This is a genomic window from Serratia sp. NFX21 (assembly GCF_048517035.1).
In the GTDB taxonomy this organism is placed as follows: domain Bacteria; phylum Pseudomonadota; class Gammaproteobacteria; order Enterobacterales; family Enterobacteriaceae; genus Serratia; species Serratia quinivorans.
In genome coordinates, this window is sequence record NZ_CP183196.1 from 1,763,499 (window position 1) to 1,782,285 (window position 18,787).

17 protein-coding genes are annotated in these 18,787 nt (G+C 56.2%); 16 read left to right on the forward strand and 1 reads right to left on the reverse strand.

What is annotated here, in order from left to right:
• The first annotated feature begins 11 nt into the window (after positions 1 to 11).
• The 8 genes from ACNT1W_RS08315 (at position 12) to nei (ending at position 6,526) form a co-directional block, all read left to right on the forward strand.
• Complete coding sequence (locus ACNT1W_RS08315; protein WP_012005690.1) at positions 12 to 755, forward strand: type 2 GTP cyclohydrolase I; 744 nt, start codon at positions 12 to 14, stop codon at positions 753 to 755.
• A gap of 151 nt (positions 756 to 906) precedes the next feature.
• Positions 907 to 1,563, forward strand: a complete 657-nt coding sequence (pxpB, locus tag ACNT1W_RS08320) for a 5-oxoprolinase subunit PxpB (RefSeq protein WP_012005691.1) — start codon at positions 907 to 909, stop codon at positions 1,561 to 1,563.
• Positions 1,557 to 2,489 carry a 5-oxoprolinase subunit PxpC gene (gene pxpC / locus ACNT1W_RS08325; RefSeq protein WP_012005692.1) on the forward strand — a complete coding sequence of 311 codons (933 nt, stop codon included), beginning with the start codon at positions 1,557 to 1,559 and terminating at the stop codon, positions 2,487 to 2,489. The genes pxpB and pxpC overlap by 7 nt, the downstream gene beginning before the upstream one ends.
• A complete protein-coding gene (gene pxpA, locus ACNT1W_RS08330; RefSeq protein WP_012005693.1) occupies positions 2,479 to 3,216 on the forward strand; it encodes a 5-oxoprolinase subunit PxpA in 738 nt (245 codons plus the stop codon). The genes pxpC and pxpA overlap by 11 nt, the downstream gene beginning before the upstream one ends.
• A gap of 60 nt (positions 3,217 to 3,276) precedes the next feature.
• Entirely contained in the window at positions 3,277 to 4,008 is a 732-nt protein-coding gene (locus ACNT1W_RS08335; RefSeq protein WP_012005694.1) for a DUF969 domain-containing protein, read from the forward strand.
• Positions 4,005 to 5,024 (forward strand): DUF979 domain-containing protein, encoded by a 1,020-nt coding sequence (locus ACNT1W_RS08340; RefSeq protein WP_012005695.1) that lies wholly within the window; start codon positions 4,005 to 4,007, stop codon positions 5,022 to 5,024. The genes ACNT1W_RS08335 and ACNT1W_RS08340 overlap by 4 nt, the downstream gene beginning before the upstream one ends.
• Positions 5,025 to 5,033: 9 nt before the next feature.
• Positions 5,034 to 5,678 (forward strand): pyroglutamyl-peptidase I, encoded by a 645-nt coding sequence (gene pcp, locus ACNT1W_RS08345; RefSeq protein WP_419246629.1) that lies wholly within the window; start codon positions 5,034 to 5,036, stop codon positions 5,676 to 5,678.
• Positions 5,679 to 5,734: 56 nt separating this feature from the next.
• Positions 5,735 to 6,526 carry an endonuclease VIII gene (gene nei / locus ACNT1W_RS08350; RefSeq protein WP_419246630.1) on the forward strand — a complete coding sequence of 264 codons (792 nt, stop codon included), beginning with the start codon at positions 5,735 to 5,737 and terminating at the stop codon, positions 6,524 to 6,526.
• Positions 6,527 to 6,632: 106 nt separating this feature from the next.
• Here nei and ACNT1W_RS08355 read toward each other — a convergent pair whose 3' ends face one another.
• Positions 6,633 to 7,925 carry a citrate synthase gene (locus tag ACNT1W_RS08355; RefSeq protein WP_012005698.1) on the reverse strand — a complete coding sequence of 431 codons (1,293 nt, stop codon included), beginning with the start codon at positions 7,923 to 7,925 and terminating at the stop codon, positions 6,633 to 6,635.
• 733 nt (positions 7,926 to 8,658) lie between these two features.
• Between ACNT1W_RS08355 and sdhC the strand changes: the two genes are divergently transcribed.
• The 8 genes from sdhC (at position 8,659) to sucD (ending at position 18,362) form a co-directional block, all read left to right on the forward strand.
• Positions 8,659 to 9,048 (forward strand): succinate dehydrogenase cytochrome b556 subunit, encoded by a 390-nt coding sequence (sdhC, locus tag ACNT1W_RS08360; RefSeq protein ID WP_004949747.1) that lies wholly within the window; start codon positions 8,659 to 8,661, stop codon positions 9,046 to 9,048.
• Complete coding sequence (gene sdhD / locus ACNT1W_RS08365; RefSeq protein ID WP_012005699.1) at positions 9,042 to 9,389, forward strand: succinate dehydrogenase membrane anchor subunit; 348 nt, start codon at positions 9,042 to 9,044, stop codon at positions 9,387 to 9,389. The genes sdhC and sdhD overlap by 7 nt, the downstream gene beginning before the upstream one ends.
• 1 nt (position 9,390) lies before the next feature.
• Positions 9,391 to 11,157, forward strand: a complete 1,767-nt coding sequence (gene sdhA / locus ACNT1W_RS08370) for a succinate dehydrogenase flavoprotein subunit (protein ID WP_012005700.1) — start codon at positions 9,391 to 9,393, stop codon at positions 11,155 to 11,157.
• A 16-nt stretch (positions 11,158 to 11,173) separates the two neighbouring features.
• A complete protein-coding gene (locus ACNT1W_RS08375) occupies positions 11,174 to 11,890 on the forward strand; it encodes a succinate dehydrogenase iron-sulfur subunit (protein ID WP_012005701.1) in 717 nt (238 codons plus the stop codon).
• 276 nt (positions 11,891 to 12,166) lie between these two features.
• Positions 12,167 to 14,980, forward strand: a complete 2,814-nt coding sequence (gene sucA / locus ACNT1W_RS08380) for a 2-oxoglutarate dehydrogenase E1 component (RefSeq protein ID WP_012005702.1) — start codon at positions 12,167 to 12,169, stop codon at positions 14,978 to 14,980.
• A gap of 11 nt (positions 14,981 to 14,991) precedes the next feature.
• Positions 14,992 to 16,206 carry a 2-oxoglutarate dehydrogenase complex dihydrolipoyllysine-residue succinyltransferase gene (gene odhB, locus ACNT1W_RS08385; protein ID WP_012005703.1) on the forward strand — a complete coding sequence of 405 codons (1,215 nt, stop codon included), beginning with the start codon at positions 14,992 to 14,994 and terminating at the stop codon, positions 16,204 to 16,206.
• 117 nt (positions 16,207 to 16,323) lie between these two features.
• Positions 16,324 to 17,490, forward strand: coding sequence for an ADP-forming succinate--CoA ligase subunit beta (gene sucC, locus ACNT1W_RS08390; RefSeq protein ID WP_012005704.1), 1,167 nt, complete (start codon positions 16,324 to 16,326; stop codon positions 17,488 to 17,490).
• Positions 17,490 to 18,362: a succinate--CoA ligase subunit alpha gene (gene sucD / locus ACNT1W_RS08395; protein ID WP_012005705.1), complete on the forward strand. Its 873-nt coding sequence runs from the start codon at positions 17,490 to 17,492 to the stop codon at positions 18,360 to 18,362. The genes sucC and sucD overlap by 1 nt, the downstream gene beginning before the upstream one ends.
• Positions 18,363 to 18,787 lie beyond the last annotated feature (425 nt).

Consider the following 18,787-nt stretch of genomic DNA (forward strand, 5'->3'; position numbering starts at 1 on the left):
GAGAGAACTCTATGCGTAACCTCGATCTGGAACAGTTGATCAACACAGAACTGAACACCGCCGCGTTTCAGGATTACGGGCCGAATGGCCTGCAGGTGGAAGGGCGAGCGCACGTGCAGCGTATCGTCACCGGCGTGACCGCCTGTCAGGCGCTGCTGGATGCGGCAGTGGCACATCAGGCGGACGCCATTGTGGTGCATCACGGCTATTTCTGGAAAAACGAAGCGCCTTCGGTGCGTGGCATGAAGCGCAACCGGCTGAAAACGCTGCTGAGTAATGATATCAACCTGTACGCTTATCATCTGCCGCTGGACGCGCATCCGGTGCTGGGTAACAACGCGCAGTTGGCTCATTTGCTCGGGATCCGGGTGATTGGCGAAGTGGAGCCGCTGGTGCCTCACGGCGAATTCGAGCAGCCATTGACCGGTATTGAACTGCAACAGCGCATCGAGAGCCGTCTGGGCCGTGCGGTGTTGCACTGCGGCGATAACGCACCGGCGCATATCCGCCGTGTAGCCTGGTGTACCGGCGGCGGTCAGGGCTTTATTGACAGCGCCGCACGCTTTGGCGTTGATGCCTTTATCAGCGGTGAAGTTTCTGAGCAAACCATTCACAGCGCGCGCGAAATGGGTATTCACTTCTTTGCCGCCGGGCACCATGCCACTGAGCGCGGTGGCGTTAAGGCGCTCGGTGAATGGCTGACCCAACAGCATGGCTTTGACGTGACCTTTATTGACATCCCCAATCCCGCCTGATTATCCCCCAGGATCCAGCCCGGTTTTTACCGTGGCTGAATCCTTTTAATAGCCTAATCCCTTATTTTCTCAAAGGTTGTTCTATTGACAGCCAGAGCGTCGTCGCGCATAACTGTTGTGTTTTCATCGCGATAATAATAAGGAGAAAAGGGTGCAACGAGCACGATGTTACCTATTAGGTGAAAGAGCGGTAGTGCTTGAGCTGTCGCCACCGGTGACGCTGCCGAGCCAGCAGCGGATCTGGGCGCTGGCCGAAAAACTGAATCATCATCCCGATGTGCGTGAAGTGATACCGGGCATGAACAATCTTACGTTGCTGCTGCATACGCCGCAGGCCGACGCAGAACAAATGCTGACGCTGTTGCAACAGGGCTGGGACAGCAAGGAAATCCTGGTGCCGGAATCGCGCCAGGTGGATATTCCGGTGATCTATGGGGGTCAGGACGGCCCCGACCTGGATGAAGTGGCACGCCACACCGGCATGACGCCGCAGCAGGTTGTGGAATGCCACTCCTCGGCGGCCTACGTAGTCTATTTCCTCGGTTTTCAGCCCGGTTTTTCTTACATGGGCGGCATGCCGGAAAAGTTGGCGACGCCGCGCCGCGCTGAACCGCGCTTGTCGGTGGCGGCAGGCTCCGTTGGCATCGGCGGCAGCCAGACCGGGATTTATCCGCTGGTCACCCCCGGTGGCTGGCAGTTGATTGGCCGTACTCCTTTGGCGCTGTTTAATCCCTATGAAATGCCGCCAACCTTGCTGCGCCCCGGTGATAGCGTACGGTTTGTGCCGCAGAAGGAGGGCGTATGCTGAAGATCCTGCGTGCGGGCATTTACACTACGGTGCAGGATCTGGGCCGTAACGGTTTCCGTCGTCTGGGCGTTAGTCAGAGTGGGGCGCTTGACGAACCTGCCCTGAGGATCGCCAACCTGCTGGTGGGCAATGCTGCCAACGCCGCCGGGCTGGAAATCACTCTCGGGCAATTTAGCGCCGAATTTACTCAGTCAGGTTGGATCGCTCTGACCGGTGCCGGCTGCGATGCGCAACTCGATGGCAAACCGCTGTGGACCGGCTGGCGCTATCCGGTGAATGCCGGCCAACAGCTGATACTGAAAACGCCAAAACGCGGCATGCGCACCTATCTGGCGATCAGTGGCGGCATCGCGGTAGCGGAAATGCTCGGCTCGCGCAGCACCGATAACAAAGCCGCTTTTGGTGGGCTGGAAGGGCGTAATCTGCGGGATGGCGACAGCCTGCCGCTGGGGCAAAGTCATTCATTGCCAAAGCAGAGTTTTGGTGTGAAGCAACCGCTGTTCAACAACCGCATCCGTGCGTTACCGGGGCCGGAATATGATGAATTCAGCGAAGAGGCGAAAGAGGCTTTCTGGCGCACCGCCTGGCAACTGAGCCCGCAGAGTAACCGCATGGGTTATCGCCTGCACGGCAGCCATGCGTTAAACCGCACCACTGACCGCGAAATGTTATCGCACGGCCTGTTACCGGGGGTGGTGCAGGTACCGCATAACGGTCAGCCGATTGTGCTGATGGCCGATGCACAGACGACCGGCGGTTACCCGCGTATTGCCTGCGTGATCGAGGCCGATCTCTACCATTTGGCGCAGATCCGTCTGGGCGAGGCCATCCACTTTGTTCCCTGTACTTTGGCCGAGGCGCAACGCGCCAGGGTCGAGCAGGAGCACTTTATCCAACAGATTGCCTGGGGGTTAGATGATCGTTGATTTAAATGCCGATCTCGGCGAGGGCTGCGCCAACGATCAGGCGCTGCTGCAACTGGTCAGCTCGGCCAATATTGCCTGCGGTTTCCACGCCGGGGATGCGCAAACTATGCGGCAATCGGTGCGTTGGGCACTGCAGTACGGCGTAGCTATTGGTGCGCACCCGAGTTTTCCCGATCGCGAGAACTTTGGCCGTACCCGTATGCAGCTACCAGCGGAAACGGTCTATGCCCAGGTGGTATATCAACTGGGTGCATTGGCCGCGATCGCCCGTGCCGAAGGCGGGGTGATGGTCCACGTCAAGCCGCACGGCATGCTGTACAACCAGGCGGCTGTGGAGCCGGAACTGGCGCAGGCTATTGCCAGGGCAGTTAAAGCGGTTGATCCGACGCTGCGGCTGGTGGGGCTGGCGGGCAGTGAGCTGATCCGCGCCGGTGAAGAGCAAGGATTGGTAACGCGGCAGGAAGTGTTCGCCGATCGCGGCTACCAGGCCGACGGCACATTGGTACCGCGTGGTCAGCCGGGGGCGCTGATTACCAGCGACGAACTGGCACTGGCGCAAACGCTGGAAATGGTGCGTCATCATCGGGTTCGTACCCTGAGCGGCACCTGGGCCGCCGTTCAGGCCGAAACCGTCTGCCTGCACGGCGACGGTGAACATGCGCTGGAATATGCGCGCACGCTGCGCGAACGTTTTGCCGTGGAAGGCATCAGCGTCAGCGCTCAATAAGGCAGTACATACACAACACACAACACAACAAAAACTATTAGAAATTACCGAGGGAATACTATGGAACAGGCCGTTAACTTATGGCCACTGATTGGCATCGCCGCCATCGTGGTTGGATTTGTTTTACGCTTTAACCCTGTGCTGGTGGTGATTGCCGCCGGCATTATCACCGGGCTGGCAGCGCTGATGCCGCTGGATACGATCCTGGAAAAATTGGGTGAAGGCTTCCTCAATACCCGTAACCTGCCGCTGATCCTGCTGCTGCCATTGGCAGTAATAGGTCTGCTGGAACGTCACGGGCTAAAAGAGCGTGCGCAGGCGTGGATCGCCAAGATCAAAAGTGCCACCGCCGGCCGCTTGCTGATCGTCTATCTGTTCGTGCGGGAAATTACCGCTGCCATGGGGCTGACCAGCCTGGGGGGGCATCCGCAAATGGTGCGCCCACTGTTGGCACCGATGGCCGAAGGGGCAGCGGAAAACCGTTACGGCGAGCTGCCGGAGCGTACGCGCCACCGCCTGCGGGCGATGTCTGCCGCCACGGATAACGTTGGGTTGTTCTTTGGCGAAGATATTTTTGTCGCCTTCGGCGCGATCATCTTCATGCACAACTTTATGCTGGAATCCGGCGGCATCCAGACCGAACCGCTGCATATCGCCTTGTGGGGCATTCCTACCGCCATCTTTGCCTTCCTGATCCATGCATTCCGGCTTTACCGGATGGATAAACAGCTCAGTGCCGAACTTTCGCAGCTCAACCAGGCGGCGCTGCAGGCCAAAGGAGATGCCCAATGACTTTCCAACAACAATATCTCTACTGGCTGGCGGGCGTGGTGCTGTTGATCGTGGCGGTGATGTCTTTCCGCGATCGCGCCAACCCGCGCCGCGTCACCACGGGTCTGTTCTGGGCGCTGTACGGCCTGATTTTCCTGGTCGGTGACTGGACCTATAGCCTGTTGGGCGACGTGCTGGGTGAGGGTAGCAATGAGAAACGCATGCTGCATATCATCGTCGGTGTGGTGGTGGTGATCATGGCGTTGATCGCCGGTTTCGGCGGCGTACGTCTGGGCAGCTATCACCAACGTACCCCACAGCAGCGTGAAGAGAGCGCCAAACGCCTGGGCAACCGGCTGTTTATTCCGGCGCTGGCGATCCCGGTGGTAACGGTGGTTGGCGTGCTGTTGTTCAATAATATTCCGGCGCTGCAAACCGCGGTCTTCGGCAGCGGTAACCACGCCACCCTGATTACCCTGTTCTCGATGACCGTCGGCTGTTTGCTTGGCCTGGTTATCGCGGTGAAAATGACCCACGAAAAAGCGCTACAGCCGGTCCAGGAAGCGCGTCGGCTGCTGGACTCTATCGGCTGGGCGTTTATTTTGCCGCAAATCCTCGCCACGCTGGGCCTGCTGTTTACCACTGCCGGTGTCGGTACGGCCATTTCTCATCTGACCCAGGAGTATCTGGCGGTCGATAACCGCTTTATCGCGGTGGCGGTTTATGCCATCGGCATGGCGTTGTTGACCATGATTATGGGCAACGCCTTTGCGGCTTTCCCTATCGTCACCGCCGGTATCGGTATCCCGATCCTGGTGTTGCAGCACGGCGGTAATCCGGCGGTAATGGCGGCCATCGGCATGTTTTCCGGCTATTGCGGCACGCTGATGACGCCAATGGCTGCTAACTTTAATATTGTACCGGCGGCGTTGCTGGAATTGCCGGACAAGAATGCGGTGATCAAGGCGCAGATCCCGACCGGGGTGCTGCTGCTGTTGGTCAACGTATTCCTGCTTTATTTCCTGATGTTCCTGTAAGGAGAACGCATGCAAAAGGTATTGATCACGGGCTTTGAGCCCTTTGGCGGCGAACGCGTTAATCCTTCGTGGGAAGTGGTAAAGCAACTTAATGATATGGAACTGGCCGGTGCGCGCATTATTGCGCGCCAACTGCCTTGTGTTTTTGGCGCGTCGCTGGAAGCCCTGAATGCGGCGATTGATGAAGTGCAGCCGGTGATGGTGTTGGCGATCGGCCAGGCCGGAGGACGTACCGATATCACCATCGAACGGGTGGCGATCAACGTCGATGATGCCCGTATCCCCGATAATCAGGGGCAGCAACCGATCGACGAACCTATCGTTAAAAGCGGCCCGGAGGCCTATTTCAGCACGCTGCCGATCAAGGCGATGGTCGACTCGATGCGCGAAGCGGGTATTCCCGCCTCGGTATCGCAAACGGCCGGTACCTACGTCTGCAACCATGTGATGTACGGTCTGTTGCACCGTTTAAACAGCCAGCAGGCAATCAAGGGCGGGTTTATTCATATTCCTTATCTGCCTGAACAGGCTGCCGCACACCCTGGCGCACCGAGTATGGCGGCGACCACGGTATTGTTCGCCCTGGAACTGGCCATTTCTATTGCGTTACAGGTTGAACACGACCTGAAAGTAGTCGGTGGCGCGACGCATTAATCGCAGTTATTCCCCGGTGCGGCCTGCTGCACCGGGGTCCATTCAGGAGTTTTCATATGCCGGAAGGACCGGAAATTCGCCGGGCGGCGGATGCACTGGCGGCGGCGGTGATCGACCAGCCGCTGACCGAAGTCGGTTTTGCCTTTCCCCAGCTTAAACATTACCGCGACCGGTTAATCGGCGAGCGTATTATCGCTATTGAACCACGGGGTAAGGCACTGCTGACCCATTTTTCCAATGGTCTGACGCTATATAGCCATAACCAGTTGTATGGCGTGTGGAAAGTGGTTAAAGCAGGGGAGACGCCGGAAACCAAACGGGATCTGCGCGTGCGGCTGGAAACGGCAGATCGGGCGATTTTGCTGTACAGCGCCTCGGAGATTACCGTCGGGCCGCGCGAGGAAATTGAGCAGCATCCGTTCTTGCAACGTATCGGCCCCGACGTGCTGGATATGACGTTAACGGTGGTCGCGGTGGAGCAACGGCTGCTGTCACCGGCGTTTCGCCGCAGGCAACTGGGCGGCATGTTGCTCGATCAGGCGTTTCTCGCCGGGTTGGGCAACTACCTGCGGGCCGAGATCCTCTGGCAGGCAGAGCTGGCCCCCCAGCATAAGCCACAGGATCTGGCGCCGGAAACCTTGCAGCGCTTGGTGGAGGCGTTGTTGGCGGTACCGCGCTTGTCTTATCAGACGCGTGGGCAGGTGGATGAGAACCGCCATCATGGCGCGTTGTTCAGCTTTAAGGTGTTCCACCGCAGTGGTGAACCTTGCGAGCGTTGTGGTGCGATGATCGAACGCACGACGCTGTCTTCAAGGCCCTTTTATTGGTGCCCAGGTTGCCAGAAATAGGTTATTCAATGTTTCCCCTCACCCCGACCCTCTCCCCAGGGAGAGGGCAAAAAAAACGCCGTCCTGGGGGGCGGCGTCTTGCTGCAATACGTAGGGTAAAGCGGCGTTATTTGTTTTTCACTTGGGACTTGAAGTCACGCTCGGCATAGCCGGTGTACAACTGACGCGGACGGGCAATCTTGATGCCTTCGTCATGCATTTCGTTCCAGTGTGCAATCCAGCCAATGGTACGGGCGATGGCAAAGATAACGGTGAACATGGAAGAAGGGATCCCCATCGCCTTCAGGATAATGCCTGAATAGAAGTCGACGTTCGGGTACAGTTTCTTCTCGATGAAGTACGGGTCGTTCAGCGCGATGTGTTCCAGCTCCATCGCCACTTGCAACAGGTTGTCGTCCTTCTTGTTCAGTTCTTTCAGCACTTCGTGACAGGTTTCGCGCATCACGGTGGCGCGTGGGTCGTAGTTCTTGTACACGCGGTGGCCGAAGCCCATCAGACGGAACGAGTCGTTCTTGTCCTTGGCACGCTTGATGAACTCAGGAATGTGCTCAACGGTTTTGATCTCTTCCAGCATCTTCAGTGCGGCTTCGTTGGCGCCGCCGTGTGCCGGCCCCCACAGTGAAGCGATACCGGCAGCGATACAGGCAAACGGGTTAGCGCCTGAAGAACCTGCGGTACGTACGGTAGAAGTGGAAGCATTTTGCTCGTGATCGGCGTGCAGGATCAGGATGCGATCCATTGCGCGTTCCAGCACCGGGTTCACCACGTATTCTTCGCACGGGGTGGCGAACATCATATGCAGGAAGTTACCGGCATAGGACAGATCGTTGCGTGGATAAACGAACGGCTGACCCAGTGAATATTTGTAACACATGGCCGCCACGGTAGGCATTTTGGACAGCAGGCGGAACGCGGTGATCTCGCGGTGACGCTCGTTGTTGACGTCCAGTGCATCGTGGTAGAACGCAGCCAGGGCGCCGGTCACGCCGCACAGCACCGCCATTGGGTGTGAGTCACGACGGAAGCCACGGAACAGATGGGTGATCTGATCGTGGATCATGGTGTGACGGGTTACGGTGGTTTTGAAGGTCTCGAACTCTTCTGCGGTCGGCGTTTCGCCGTACAGCAGGATGTAGCACACTTCCAGATAGGAAGACTCTTTCGCCAGCTGTTCGATCGGGAAGCCGCGGTGCAGCAATACGCCTTTGTCACCGTCGATAAAAGTGATTTTGGATTCGCAGGAAGCGGTAGAGGTAAAGCCGGGATCAAACGTGAAATAACCTTTGGAGCCCAGGGCGCGGACATCAAGGACATCGGGGCCCAGTGTCGGGGTTAATACGCCCAGTTCGATTGGAGCTTCACCATCGTTAATGGTTAGCGTCGCTTTCTTATCAGTCATTTACAGTCTCCTTTGCGCCTTATTTTAAAAACCTCTAACAACTGAAATACCTTAATTCTCCTCAGGTTGCCCGCAAAAAATGGAGCGGACGCTAACTCTGTGAGCGACTGCGCAAATGCGCGGGTAGGGTACAGAGTGCTAACCAGGCGAACGAGGTGGGTGACCAGTTGTTAACGATTCATCGGAATTCGTTATGTTCTGTTAATCTTACCTACGACGTGTTCGGGGGTGGTTGAACCTATCCCAATAAACTGTTTTATATGCCTTATTTGTTCTAGTCTGCGGTGATGGGCTGCAAACGTGACCGGCAAAAACCGCCATTGGGATAGGTTCTTTCAAATACACTGTTGCATATCCTGAACATCGGGGGAAGTGTATCTGCTGACCTATTGCGCATCATAGGGCCGTTTGTGCCCCTATATGTAATGGAATTGTTGATCTCTTGTCAAATCAGATAATTAATTTTATGCTAATTGTGAAATCCGTGATCTAAATCACTGTTCGGGGGAAATGTTACCAAAGGGATTGTATGGGAATTGTAATCAGAATGTGATCCTCCTATACTGCCGCCAGGTCTCCGGGATACCCTGAAGTAGGAGCACCCAGCGTTATAACTACGCGCCGTTTAAGCACAGAGGATGTTGTTGTTTGAGCGCGTGACGTGTGAGGGTTTTGGCTCTTAACGCTGTCTGATCCCCGCCCAGGCCGGAGGAAGGAAAATAATAAGAGCTGTGTGGGCAAAAACGTGAAAAAACAAAGACCTGTCAACCTGGATCTGCAAACGATTCAGTTTCCCGTAACTGCGATAGCGTCCATCTTACACCGAGTCTCTGGCGTAATTACCTTCGTTGCCGTGGGTATCCTCCTCTGGCTGCTGGGCCTGTCACTCTCTTCCCAAGAGGGTTTCATGCAGGCTGCTGCCATCATGAATAGCTTCGTTGTCAAATTCATATTCTGGGGCATCCTCACTGCGCTGGCCTATCACATTTGCGGTGGCATTCGCCATTTGTTAATGGATTTTGGCTATATCGAAGAGAGTTTAGCCGCCGGTACCCGTTCTGCCCAAGTGGCAATCGGTCTGACCGTCGTGCTGTCAGTTCTGGCTGGAGTCCTCGTATGGTAAACAATGTTTCTGCATTAGGACGCAACGGCGTACACGATTGGTTGTTACTGCGTGCTTCCGCTATCGTCATCACCCTGTATGTTCTGTATATCCTGGGCTTCTTTGTCACGGCTCCGGATCTCACCTACGAAATCTGGCGCGGCTTCTTCGCCACTTCTATTACGAAAGTGTTCACGCTGCTGACGCTGCTGTCGATTCTGGCTCATGCCTGGATCGGGTTGTGGCAGGTGCTGACGGATTACGTCAAGCCGGTAGCGGTACGTCTGGTGTTGCAACTGGCGATCGTTGTCGTGTTGCTGGTCTATTTACTGTACGGAACAATCGTAGTGTGGGGTGCGTAAGATGAAACTGCCGGTCAGAGAGTTTGATGCTGTAGTTATCGGTGCAGGCGGCGCAGGTATGCGCGCGGCACTGCAAATTTCTCAAGCGGGTTCTTCTTGTGCCCTGCTGTCCAAAGTATTCCCGACCCGTTCCCATACCGTGTCTGCACAGGGCGGCATTACCGTAGCCCTGGGTAACAACCACGAAGATAACTGGGAATGGCATATGTATGACACGGTGAAAGGTTCCGATTATATCGGTGACCAGGACGCCATTGAGTATATGTGTAAAACCGGCCCGGAAGCAGTTCTGGAGCTGGAGCATATGGGGCTGCCGTTCTCCCGTACCGACGATGGCCGCATCTATCAGCGCCCATTCGGCGGCCAGTCACTGAATTTCGGTGGCGAGCAGGCAGCACGTACCGCTGCGGCGGCTGACCGTACCGGTCACGCCCTGCTGCACACCCTGTATCAACAGAACCTGAAAAATCACACCACTATCTTCTCCGAGTGGTATGCGCTGGATCTGGTGAAAAACCAGGATGGCGCGGTGGTCGGCACCACGGCTATCTGCATTGAAACCGGTGAAGTGGTTTACTTCAAAGCCAAAGCCACCGTGCTGGCGACCGGCGGTGCAGGCCGTATTTACCAGTCCACCACCAACGCCCATATCAACACCGGTGACGGTGTCGGCATGGCGCTGCGTGCCGGCGTGCCGGTGCAGGACATGGAAATGTGGCAGTTCCACCCGACCGGCATCGCCGGTGCCGGGGTTCTGGTGACCGAAGGTTGTCGTGGTGAAGGCGGTTATCTGCTGAACAAACACGGTGAGCGTTTCATGGAGCGCTATGCGCCGAACGCCAAAGACCTGGCGGGCCGTGATGTGGTAGCCCGTTCGATCATGATTGAAATCCGCGAAGGCCGTGGCTGTGACGGTCCGTGGGGCCCGCACGTTAAGCTGAAGCTGGATCACCTGGGTAAAGAAGTGCTGGAATCCCGCCTGCCGGGCATTCTGGAACTGTCGCGCACCTTCGCGCACGTCGACCCAGTGAAAGAGCCTATCCCGGTTATCCCAACCTGCCACTATATGATGGGCGGTATTCCGACCAAAGTGACCGGCCAGGCGTTGACCGTGAATGAGAAAGGCGAAGACGTAGTGATCCCGGGGCTGTTCGCCGTGGGTGAAATTGCCTGCGTATCGGTGCACGGCGCCAACCGTCTGGGCGGCAACTCGCTGCTGGATCTGGTGGTGTTCGGTCGTGCCGCCGGCATGCATCTGCAGGAATCTATCCTCGAGCAGGGCGCCAGCCGTGAAGCGAGCGAATCCGATGTAGAAGCGTCGCTGGATCGTCTGAACCGCTGGAACAACACCCGTTCAGGTGAAGATCCGGTTGAAATCCGCAAGGCGCTGCAAGCCTGTATGCAACACAACTTCTCGGTATTCCGTGAAGGTGATGCGATGGCGAAAGGGCTGGAAGAACTGAAAGAGATCCGTGAACGTCTGAAGAACGCACGTCTGGACGATACCTCCAGCGAATTCAACACCCAGCGCATCGAATGCCTGGAGTTGGATAACCTGATGGAGACCGCGTTTTCCACCGCCGTGTCGGCCAACTTCCGTACCGAGAGCCGTGGCGCGCATAGCCGCTTCGACTTCCCGGAACGTGATGATGCCAACTGGCTGTGTCACTCGCTGTATCAGCCGCAATCGGAAAGCATGACGCGTCGTGAAGTGAACATGCAACCGAAGCTGCGCCCGGCATTCCCGCCGAAAGTGCGTTCTTACTAATTGCGGAGATCGATTGATGAAACTCGAATTTTCAATTTATCGCTACAATCCGGATGTTGACGATGCTCCGCACATGCAGGACTACAGCCTGGAAGCGGAAGAAGGTCGCGACATGATGTTGCTGGATGCGTTGATCCAGCTGAAAGAAAAAGATCCAAGCCTGTCGTTCCGTCGTTCATGCCGTGAAGGCGTTTGTGGTTCCGATGGGATCAACATGAACGGTAAAAACGGCCTGGCCTGTATCACTCCGGTGTCGTCGCTGACCAAAGGCAATAAAAAGATTGTGATCCGTCCGTTGCCAGGCTTGCCGGTAGTGCGCGATCTGGTGGTCGATATGGGTCAGTTCTACACCCAGTATGAAAAGATCAAGCCCTTCCTGCAGAACGACGGCAAGAACCCGCCGGCGCGTGAGCACCTGCAATCGCCGGAAGAGCGTGCCAAGCTCGATGGTCTGTACGAGTGCATTTTATGCGCTTGTTGTTCGACCTCTTGCCCGTCATTCTGGTGGAATCCTGACAAGTTTATCGGCCCGGCTGGCCTGTTGGCGGCGTACCGCTTCCTGATTGACAGCCGTGACACGGAAACGGAAGAACGTTTAGACGATCTGGACGACGCTTTCAGTGTTTTCCGCTGCCATAGCATTATGAATTGTGTCAGTGTATGCCCTAAGGGCTTGAATCCGACCCGTGCAATCGGTCATATCAAGTCTATGCTGCTGCAACGCGGCGCATAAATGGAATGAGATGCTGCGCCGGGCAGTTTCCGGCGCACATCACAAAGGAGGGAGCCTCTAAAAACTGACCCGCGGCTGCGGCGCTAAGCAGCCTGGTTCGCCCGCCGGTTTTTAGAGGTTCCTTGTAAGGGACCGCAAGGTCCATAGCAGAACGTACCGAGCCTTTCTTTTGGCTAAAAGTACGTCGAGTGAACCGTTTCTACGGCAAACCGTATCCATCACGGTAATTATGTTAACCACGGCGAAAACTAAAGCTTCAAAGCTTAAGGGATCATGATGCAGAACGGCGCAATGAAGGCCTGGCTGGATTCCTCCTATCTGGCGGGCGCGAACCAGTCTTACATAGAACAGCTCTATGAAGACTTCTTAACCGATCCGGGCTCCGTTGAAGATAGCTGGCGTTCCATTTTTCAACAGCTACCAACCGCGGGTGTAAAACCCGATCAGCTTCACTCTCAAACGCGTGACTACTTCCGCCGCCTGGCGAAAGACTCCGCGCGTTACAACACCACCATCAACGATCCAGACACCGACGCCAAACAGGTCAAGGTACTGCAGCTGATTAACGCCTTCCGTTTCCGCGGACATCAGCATGCCAACCTCGATCCGCTCGGTCTGTGGCAGCGTGAGCAAGTTCCTGACCTTGAACCCGCCTACCACAACCTGACCGAAGCCGACTTCCAGGAAACCTTCAACGTGGGTTCTTTCGCCATCGGCAAAGAAACCATGAAGCTGGGCGACCTGTACGCTGCGCTGAAGCAGACCTACTGCGGTTCGATCGGTGCGGAATACATGCACATCACCAATACCGAAGAGAAACGCTGGATCCAACAGCGTATTGAATCGGTAGTGGGGCACGCCAGCTTTACCCATGACGAGAAGCGCCGTTTCCTGAACGAGCTGACCGCAGCGGAAGGTCTGGAACGCTACCTCGGCGCCAAATTCCCAGGAGCAAAACGCTTCTCGCTGGAAGGTGGCGATGCGCTGGTGCCAATGCTTAAAGAGATGGTGCGCCACGCCGGTAAGAACGGCACGCGCGAAGTGGTGTTGGGCATGGCCCACCGCGGCCGTCTGAACGTGTTGATCAACGTGCTGGGTAAAAAACCTGCCGACCTGTTCGACGAGTTTGCCGGCAAGCATAAAGAACACCTCGGCACCGGTGACGTGAAATATCACCAGGGCTTCTCCTCCGACGTAGAAACCGAAGGCGGCATGGTTCACCTGGCGCTGGCGTTTAACCCGTCGCACCTGGAGATCGTCAGCCCGGTAGTTATGGGTTCTGTACGTGCCCGTCGTGACCGTCTGGACGAAGCGCGCAGCAACATGGTACTGCCAATCACCATCCACGGTGACGCCGCCATTACCGGCCAGGGCGTGGTTCAGGAAACGCTGAACATGTCGCAGGCTCGCGGTTACGAAGTGGGCGGCACGGTACGTATCGTGATCAACAACCAGGTTGGTTTCACCACTTCCAACCCGCTGGATGCGCGTTCTACCGAATACTGTACTGACATCGCCAAGATGGTGCAGTCGCCGATCTTCCACGTTAATGCTGACGATCCAGAAGCGGTGGCCTTTGTTACCCGTCTGGCGTTGGATTTCCGTAACACCTTCAAACGTGACGTGATGATCGATCTGGTCTGCTACCGTCGCCACGGGCATAACGAGGCCGATGAGCCAAGTGCAACCCAGCCGGTGATGTACCAGAAGATCAAGAAACACCCAACGCCGCGCAAGATTTATGCTGACGTGCTGACCGAACAAAAAGTCGCCAGCCTGGAAGATGCCACGGAAATGGTCAACCTGTACCGTGATGCACTCGACCGCGGCGATTGCGTGGTTGAAGAATGGCGTCCGATGAACCTGCACTCCTTTACCTGGTCGCCGTACCTCAACCACGAGTGGGACGAAGAGTACCCAAGCAAGGTTGAAATGAAGCGCCTGCAGGAACTGGCCCGTCGCATCAGCACCGCGCCGGAAGCTATTGAAATGCAGTCACGCGTAGCGAAAATCTACGGTGACCGCGCAGAGATGGCTGCAGGCAATAAGGCGTTCGACTGGGGCGCGGCGGAAACGCTGGCTTATGCCACTTTGGTCGATGAAGGCATTCCAATCCGCCTTTCCGGTGAAGATGCCGGTCGCGGTACCTTCTTCCACCGTCATGCGGTAGTGCACAACCAGAAAAACGGTTCGGTCTACGTGCCACTGGCCAATGTCCACAGCGGGCAGGGCGAGTTCAAAGTTTGGGACTCCGTACTGTCTGAAGAAGCCGTTCTGGCGTTCGAATATGGCTATGCCACCGCAGAACCTCGCACCCTGACCATCTGGGAAGCGCAGTTCGGTGACTTCGCCAACGGCGCTCAGGTGGTGATCGACCAGTTCATCAGCTCCGGCGAGCAGAAATGGGGCCGTATGTGTGGCCTGGTGATGCTGCTGCCGCACGGTTACGAAGGCCAGGGTCCAGAGCACTCCTCTGCGCGTCTGGAACGTTACCTGCAGCTGTGTGCCGAGCAGAATATGCAGGTGTGCATCCCGTCTACCCCGGCACAGGTTTACCACATGCTGCGTCGTCAGGCGCTGCGCGGTATGCGCCGTCCGTTGGTGGTGATGTCACCGAAATCTCTGCTGCGTCACCCGCTGGCGACTTCGTCTCTGGATGAGCTGGCTAACGGCACCTTCCTGCCGGCGATTGGCGAAATTGACGATCTGGATCCGAAGGCGGTCAAACGCGTGGTGCTGTGCTCCGGTAAGGTCTATTACGATCTGCTGGAACAGCGTCGCAAGAACGACCAGAAAGACGTGGCCATCGTACGTATCGAGCAACTGTACCCGTTCCCGCATCAGGCCCTTCAGGCGGTGCTGGAGAAGTATGCTCACGTGCATGATTTCGTCTGGTGTCAGGAAGAGCCGCTGAACCAGGGTGCCTGGTACTGCAGCCAACACAACTTCCGTGAAGTGGTGCCGTTCGGGGCTTCTTTACGTTACGCCGGACGTCCAGCCTCTGCCTCTCCGGCAGTGGGTTATATGTCCGTACACCAGAAGCAGCAACAGGCTCTGGTTAATGACGCGCTGAATATTGTTAAAGATTAAGGGAAAGCTAAATGAGTAGCGTAGATATTCTGGTTCCTGACCTTCCTGAATCGGTTGCCGATGCGACCGTCGCCACCTGGCACAAGAAACCAGGTGACAGCGTCCAGCGTGACGAAGTTCTGGTTGAAATCGAAACTGACAAAGTGGTGCTGGAAGTTCCGGCCAGCGAAGCAGGCATTCTGGATGCGATCGTGGAAGAAGAGGGCGCAACCGTGCTTTCTCGCCAGATCCTTGGCCGTATTCGTCCGGGCGACAGCTCTGGCAAGCCGACCGAAGAAAAAAGCCAGGCTAAAGAAGCCACTCCAGCCCAGCGCGCAACCGCCAGCCTGGAAGAAGAGAGCAACGACGCACTCAGCCCGGCTATCCGCCGCCTGATTGCCGAACATGACCTCGATGCAGCTGCCATCAAAGGCAGCGGCGTGGGTGGACGAATCACCCGCGAAGACGTGGAAGCGCACCTAGCCAACGGCAAGAAAGCCGACAAGCCGGCCGCCGTTGAAGCCGCTCCGCAGCCTGCTCTGAGCGGCCGCAGCGAGAAGCGTGTTCCTATGACCCGTCTGCGCAAGCGCGTGGCCGAGCGCCTGTTGGAAGCGAAGAACAGCACTGCGATGCTGACGACCTTCAACGAAATCAACATGCAGCCGATCATGGACATGCGCAAGCAGTACGGTGAAGCCTTCGAAAAACGCCACGGTGTACGTCTGGGCTTCATGTCCTTCTACATCAAGGCGGTGGTTGAAGCGCTGAAACGCTTCCCGGAAGTGAACGCTTCTATCGACGGCACCGACGTGGTGTACCACAACTATTTCGATATCAGCATTGCGGTATCTACTCCTCGTGGCCTGGTGACCCCGGTGCTGCGCGATGTAGACAGCATGAGCATGGCGGACATCGAGAAGAAAATCAAAGAGCTGGCAGTCAAGGGACGTGATGGCAAATTGACTGTGGAAGAGCTGACCGGCGGTAACTTCACCATTACCAACGGCGGCGTATTCGGTTCACTGATGTCTACCCCGATCATCAACCCACCGCAGAGCGCCATCCTGGGCATGCACGCCATTAAAGATCGCCCAATGGCGGTCAAAGGCCAGGTTGTGATCCTGCCGATGATGTATCTGGCACTGTCTTATGACCATCGCCTGATCGACGGTAAAGAATCCGTGGGTTACCTGGTGACGGTTAAAGAGATGCTGGAAGATCCGGCTCGTCTGCTGCTGGACGTATAACCCTGATGGGCGCGGTACGCCGCGCCCACACTCTGTGCTATGTGGCCGACTAAAGTCATGCGGTTTTCCGCCAAAATGGCTCGGCTAAAACCTTCAGAACTGAATGGATAGAACATCATGAATTTACACGAATATCAGGCAAAACAGCTGTTTGCTCGGTATGGTATGCCGGCACCAACCGGTTATGCCTGTACCACACCGCGTGAAGCGGAAGAAGCCGCATCCAAAATCGGCTCCGGCCCGTGGGTGGTTAAATGTCAGGTTCATGCTGGCGGTCGCGGTAAAGCTGGCGGCGTTAAAGTGGTTAACAGCAAGGAAGACATCCGTGCTTTCGCTGAAGCCTGGCTGGGCAAGCGTCTGGTGACCTACCAGACTGACGCACTGGGCCAACCGGTTCACCAGATCCTGGTAGAAGCGGCGACCGACATCGATAAAGAACTGTATCTGGGTGCGGTTGTTGACCGTGCCAGCCGTCGCGTGGTGTTCATGGCATCCACCGAGGGTGGCGTTGAAATCGAGAAAGTTGCGGAAGAAACTCCGGAACTGATCCACAAAATGACCATCGATCCACTGGCAGGCCCACAGCCTTACCAGGGCCGTGAACTGGCTTTCAAACTGGGTCTGACCGGTAAGCAAGTCGGCCAGTTCGCCAAAATCTTCATGGGTCTGGCGACCTTGTTCCTGGAACGTGACCTGGCCATGGTTGAGATCAACCCGCTGGTGGTGACCAAGCAGGGCGATCTGATCTGTCTGGACGGCAAACTGGGCGCTGACGGCAACGCCCTGTTCCGCCAGCCTGAGCTGCGTGAAATGCGCGACCTTTCTCAGGAAGATGAGCGTGAATCCCGTGCGGCACAGTGGGAGCTGAACTATGTTGCTCTCGATGGCAACATCGGTTGCATGGTGAACGGCGCAGGCCTGGCGATGGGTACCATGGACATCGTTAAACTGCACGGCGGCGAACCGGCCAACTTCCTCGATGTGGGCGGCGGCGCCACCAAAGAGCGCGTGACCGAAGCCTTCAAAATCATCCTGTCTGATGACAAGGTGAAAGCGGTTCTGGTTAACATTTTTGGTGGTATCGTGCGTTGCGATCTGATCGCTGACGGTATCATTGGCGCAGTAGCCGAAGTGGGCGTTAACGTCCCGGTGGTGGTGCGTCTGGAAGGGAATAACGCCGAGCTGGGCGCCAAGAAACTGGCGGACAGCGGTCTGAATATCATTGCTGCGACCAGCCTGACTGATGCGGCTCAGCAAGTTGTTGCGGCAGTGGGGAGCAAATAATGTCCATTTTAATCGATAAAAACACCAAAGTAATTTGCCAGGGCTTCACCGGTAGCCAGGGGACTTTCCACTCCGAGCAAGCTATCGCTTACGGAACCAAAATGGTCGGTGGCGTAACGCCGGGCAAAGGCGGTACCGAGCACCTGGGCCTGCCGGTGTTCAACACCGTGCGTGAAGCCGTAGAAGCGACCGGCGCTACCGCGTCCGTAATCTATGTACCGGCTCCGTTCTGCAAAGACTCCATTCTGGAAGCAATCGATGCAGGCATCAAACTGATCATCACCATCACCGAAGGCATCCCGACGCTGGATATGCTGACCGTGAAAGTGAAGCTGGATGAAGCCGGCGTGCGCATGATTGGCCCGAACTGCCCAGGTGTTATCACCCCGGGCGAGTGCAAAATCGGCATCATGCCTGGCCACATCCACCTGCCGGGTAAAGTGGGTATCGTTTCCCGCTCTGGCACCCTGACCTACGAAGCGGTAAAACAAACTACCGATACCGGTCTGGGCCAGTCTACCTGTGTGGGTATCGGCGGTGATCCGATCCCTGGCTCTAACTTCATCGATATCCTGAAACTTTTCCAGGAAGATCCGCAGACTGAAGCGATCGTCATGATCGGTGAGATCGGCGGTAGCGCTGAAGAAGAAGCGGCAGCCTATATCAAAGAGCACGTGACCAAGCCAGTGGTTGGCTATATCGCGGGTGTTACCGCGCCTAAAGGCAAACGTATGGGCCATGCCGGCGCCATCATTGCCGGCGGCAAAGGGACTGCAGACGAGAAGTTTGCGGCGCTGGAAGCGGCAGGGGTTAAAACCGTGCGCAGCCTGGCTGACATCGGCGAGGCAGTCAAAGCGGTTCTGAACCGCTAATTTACCTGCGGTAGTCCGTGTTCAAGCAGGGTCAGACCAAGCGTCTGGCCCTGTTTTTTTTTGCCTGTCGGAGGGCTGGCCGGGCATCAATGTGGTCGTGGTGGGGATTAGCGGCGTCAATTAAGCGGGAAAGGGGCTGGGGCAGGCGTATTTAAGCGCTGCTTTATCGATAATAATTCTTTTTATTGCCTATAATTATCAGAGTAAAAAAATAAGCTAAGCTTGTCCTATTGGTAGGTTAATAAACGTTAACATCATTCACACTCAAGACTTCATTTAAATACAGTCAGCCATTAAATATCACATCTATTTAACACAAAAAGTACCTACATAGACTACGAAACCATTGTGTAACATAACCACAAGATAATTATGAGAAATTGTGAGCTGAATCTGGAAATAAAATCCGGATAGGCTTAAATTGT

What these genes read in the sequence shown, in the direction of transcription:
- ACNT1W_RS08315 (WP_012005690.1), top strand. Translation starts at nt 12, where the DNA reads ATGCGTAACCTCGATCTGGAACAGTTGATCAACACAGAACTGAACACC.
- pxpC (WP_012005692.1), top strand. Translation starts at nt 1,557, where the DNA reads ATGCTGAAGATCCTGCGTGCGGGCATTTACACTACGGTGCAGGATCTG.
- pxpA (WP_012005693.1), top strand. Translation starts at nt 2,479, where the DNA reads ATGATCGTTGATTTAAATGCCGATCTCGGCGAGGGCTGCGCCAACGAT.
- ACNT1W_RS08335 (WP_012005694.1), top strand. Translation starts at nt 3,277, where the DNA reads ATGGAACAGGCCGTTAACTTATGGCCACTGATTGGCATCGCCGCCATC.
- ACNT1W_RS08340 (WP_012005695.1), top strand. Translation starts at nt 4,005, where the DNA reads ATGACTTTCCAACAACAATATCTCTACTGGCTGGCGGGCGTGGTGCTG.
- pcp (WP_419246629.1), top strand. Translation starts at nt 5,034, where the DNA reads ATGCAAAAGGTATTGATCACGGGCTTTGAGCCCTTTGGCGGCGAACGC.
- nei (WP_419246630.1), top strand. Translation starts at nt 5,735, where the DNA reads ATGCCGGAAGGACCGGAAATTCGCCGGGCGGCGGATGCACTGGCGGCG.
- ACNT1W_RS08355 (WP_012005698.1), bottom strand. Translation starts at nt 7,925, where the DNA reads ATGACTGATAAGAAAGCGACGCTAACCATTAACGATGGTGAAGCTCCA.
- sdhD (WP_012005699.1), top strand. Translation starts at nt 9,042, where the DNA reads ATGGTAAACAATGTTTCTGCATTAGGACGCAACGGCGTACACGATTGG.
- sdhA (WP_012005700.1), top strand. Translation starts at nt 9,391, where the DNA reads ATGAAACTGCCGGTCAGAGAGTTTGATGCTGTAGTTATCGGTGCAGGC.
- ACNT1W_RS08375 (WP_012005701.1), top strand. Translation starts at nt 11,174, where the DNA reads ATGAAACTCGAATTTTCAATTTATCGCTACAATCCGGATGTTGACGAT.
- sucA (WP_012005702.1), top strand. Translation starts at nt 12,167, where the DNA reads ATGCAGAACGGCGCAATGAAGGCCTGGCTGGATTCCTCCTATCTGGCG.
- odhB (WP_012005703.1), top strand. Translation starts at nt 14,992, where the DNA reads ATGAGTAGCGTAGATATTCTGGTTCCTGACCTTCCTGAATCGGTTGCC.
- sucC (WP_012005704.1), top strand. Translation starts at nt 16,324, where the DNA reads ATGAATTTACACGAATATCAGGCAAAACAGCTGTTTGCTCGGTATGGT.
- sucD (WP_012005705.1), top strand. Translation starts at nt 17,490, where the DNA reads ATGTCCATTTTAATCGATAAAAACACCAAAGTAATTTGCCAGGGCTTC.